The following is a 2,708-nucleotide window of genomic DNA, read 5'->3' as shown; positions in this document are numbered from 1 at the left end:
CGGATGCCCTGCTCGTTCCGGCGACCCTCGGGATGTGGTCGCTCGTCGGGAGCCGTGCCGGGCATGCCCGCGGATGGGGTTTGAGACGGGGCGTCGTCCGTCGATTCTTCGCCGCTCATAGTTGGTCCTCCGAGAGGGCGAACTTCCCGTTCGCACCGCCGCTCGGCACCATCGGATAGACGTTCGCGTCGGGGTCCACGTGGAAGTCGATGACCGACGGTCCGTCGTAGGCCAACGCCTCCTCGATGGTGTCGGCCACTTCGTCGTAACAATCCACGGCGAACCCCTTCGCGCCGAACGCCTCGGCCAGTTTGTCGAACTCGGGACACCAGTCGTAGTCGGCGGCCATCCGCCGACCCTCGAAGAAGGCGTCCTGCCACTGGCGGACCATCCCGATGTACTCGTTGTTCAGGATGGCCACGGTGATGTCGAGGTTCTCGCGCACGGCCACGGAGAGTTCCTGCATCGTCATCTGGAAGGAACCGTCGCCGTCGATGCAGACGACTTGTTGGTCGTCGTCCGCTCCGAAACGCGCGCCGACTGCCGCGGGCAGTCCGTAGCCCATCGTTCCCAGTCCGTGACTGGACACCCACGTACGCGGGCTCCGATACGTCCAGAACTGGGCGGCCCACATCTGGTGCTGGCCGACGCCGGTCGTGACGACGGCGTCATCGTCGGTGGCCTCGTCCAGCGCCTCCACGACGAACTGCGGCTTCAGCGGTTCGTCGTCGGGCGTGTCGTAGGTCAGCGGGAACTCGTCTCGCCACGTTCGACACCGCTCGCGCCATGCCGTCCAGTCGTCTCGGTCTTCGTCTTCATCCATCGAGAACGCCGCATCGACTTGTTCGATGACCGTTCCTGCATCACCGATCAGCGGGTAGTCCGCGTGGACGTTCTTCGAAATCTCGGCCGGGTCGATGTCGATGTGGACGACCTCTGCTTCCGGGGCGAACGTGTCGATACCGCCGGTCAGTCGGTCGTCGAATCGGCAGCCGACAGCTATCAGCACGTCACAGTGCGTGATGGCCATGTTGGCGTAGCCGGTTCCGTGCATGCCCGCCCACGAGAGACAGAGGTCGTGGTCTTCGGGCATCGAGCCGATGGCTGGCATCGTCGTCACCACGGGAATCCCGTGGTCGGTGGCGAAGTTTCGCGCTTCCTCGCAGGCGTTCCCTTTGACGACGCCGCCGCCGAACAGCAACAGCGGTTTCTCCGCGCTCTCGATGGCTTGCGCGGCGGCTTCGACGTTTGCCGCGTCGGCCTCCGTCTGCGGCGAGCAGGTCGAAGGGGTTTCGGTCTTCCCCGGTTCGTTCTCGGTCTCGCCCATCGTCGCGTCCTTCGGCAGGTCCACGAGCGTCGGGCCGGGTCTGCCGGTTTCGGCCAACGCGAACGCCTCGCCGACCATGTCGCCGATGGCGTCCGACTCGTCCGCGAAGTAGTTGTGCTTCGTGATTGGTGCCGTCACGCCCGTGGTGTCGGTCTCCTGGAACGCGTCGGAGCCGACCAGTTCGGACGAGACCTGTCCCGTCAGCGCGACCATCGCGTCCGAGTCCATGTTGGCGTCCGCGATGCCGGTGACGAGGTTCGTCGCACCCGGACCCGAGGTCGCCAGACAGACGCCCGGTTCGCCGGTGACGACGCCGTAAGCATCCGCGGCATGGGCCGCACCCTGCTCGTGAGCCATCGTCACGTGATGGATGTCCGAGTCGAACAGCGCGTCGTAGACGGGCATGATGGCCCCGCCTTGCACGCCGAACATTGCCTCGACACCGGCCGATTCGAGCGTCGAGACGACCGCGTGAGCGCCAGTCGCTCGCGCGGGCTCGGTCGATCCGTCATCGGCGGCCGAATCGTCGGTTTTCGGGGCGGCCGAGTCCGTGACACCCGTTTCCGGGTCCTCGTCCCCCTCACGGGAGACGGGTTGTGCCGTGTGCTCGCTCACGCCTTCGTCACCTCTGTTCGCGTGTCGGCCGACGGCTGGTGGGCCGTCGGTCGATAGTCGTTCGTCGGTCGATACGTGCCGGTTTGCTGTCGTGTGCCTGTCATCGGTTTGGACCTATGCGTCGTGCTGTTGGGTTGCGATTCGTTCGGATTCGGGGTGAAGAATAGATGAGGGGTAGCTAGACCCCTACAATAATGAGCACGCGCTCCGCGGCCGCAACGCTCGACACCGCTGAACCGTGGGTCAAGCGTCCTCGTGGCATCTGTGTTATCACCGTTCGTGGTGATACCCAAATAATCCTTGCGTGACGGGCAATTCTTGCACCCGCGTGTCAGCGGCCGCTCTCCGTCCGTGTAAAAAACGCGAGGGGACATGGTTATGCCTTGACCTCCTCGTGAGAATCGACGCCCAGTTCGCGGGCGAACCGTTGTACGTCGCTCACCGTCACGCGGTTCTTCGCCGCGCCGCGGTCTTTGACCTTGCGGGTGATCTTCCGGACTTCGGCCTCCGTCGGGACGAACCCGGACTGCTGGAGGTGTTTTCGAACGGCGTGCGTTCCGGTGTGTTTGCCGAGGACGAACTCGCGTTCGGCCCCGATCATCTCCGGCTTCATCACGCCAGTCTCGAACGTGTCGCTGTTCTCGATGACGCCCGCCGCGTGAATCCCGCTCTCGTGAGCGAACGCGTTCGCGCCGACGACGGGTTTGTTGACCGGTGTCTCGACCTCGCTGTACTCCGCGATCATCTCTGACAGCTCGGTGATTCG

General features: G+C 64.7%; 2 protein-coding genes. Both read right to left on the bottom strand.

The window, feature by feature from the left end:
• Nucleotides 1–115: 115 nt before the first annotated feature.
• Nucleotides 116–1,942, bottom strand: a complete 1,827-nt coding sequence (gene ilvB, locus WBV42_RS19805) for a biosynthetic-type acetolactate synthase large subunit (RefSeq protein ID WP_423987569.1) — start codon at nt 1,940–1,942, stop codon at nt 116–118.
• A 376-nt stretch (nt 1,943–2,318) separates the two neighbouring features.
• Nucleotides 2,319–2,708: homocitrate synthase/isopropylmalate synthase family protein (locus WBV42_RS19800; protein WP_423987568.1), on the bottom strand; the 390-nt coding region annotated here is incomplete at its 5' end.

The organism is Haladaptatus sp., assembly GCF_049589095.1.
Classification (GTDB): domain Archaea; phylum Halobacteriota; class Halobacteria; order Halobacteriales; family Haladaptataceae; genus Haladaptatus.
The sequence above is the reverse complement of the archived record's forward strand: the minus strand, read 5'-3'. Positions and strand labels throughout refer to the sequence as shown.